The organism is Aeromicrobium sp. PFPM2_SD2 (assembly GCF_057364525.1).
Genome location: NZ_JBNFNZ010000806.1, coordinates 1 through 566 on the forward strand (window position 1 = coordinate 1; position 566 = coordinate 566).

Sequence of the window (566 nt, forward strand, 5' to 3'; positions counted from 1 at the left end):
CGGCGACCAGCCCGGCGTGCGTGAGGACGGTGCCGTCCAGCGCGAGCGCGGGGTCGTCCTCGGCCGGGTCGTCGAGCCCGACGAAGACGTCCGGGTGGCCGGCGACGACGGCGTTGAAGTCGACGAACCCGTCCGGCGCGGACTCGAACGGGAGCCCGAGCGGACGCAGCGACAGCGCGACGCGGACGTCCTCGGCGGCGTCCAGCGCGGGACCGGTGACGCCGACCTGCGCGTCCGCGTCGGCCACGACCGCGCCGACGTGCCAGCAGGCCAGGGCCCAGACGACCCGCTCCCAGTGGCTGGGCAGGCCCAGGCGCACCCGGGTGCCGGGCTCGACGTCGAGGTCGTCCACCAGCAGGCCGCACGTCTTGGCCACCCAGTTGGCCGTGGTGACGGTGCTCAGCTCGACCCGCTCGCCGGTGTCCAGGTCGTAGTAGGTGACGAAGGGCGTCCGGGCTCGCGGCGGTGGTCGAGCAGCGCCGTCAGCGCGGTCATGCGCCGACCGCCGCGGCGACGTCGGCCGGCGTGGCGACGGGACGGGTCGGCAGGTCGAGCGCGTCCGCGTG

The 566-nt window shown here is 76.1% G+C and carries 1 protein-coding gene; it reads right to left on the reverse strand.

Features of this window, described 5'->3' with window-relative positions; all coding sequences use genetic code 11:
- On the reverse strand, window positions 1–566 hold a 566-nt coding region (locus tag AC2W7G_RS18225; protein WP_485869675.1), incomplete at both ends, for a TIGR03089 family protein.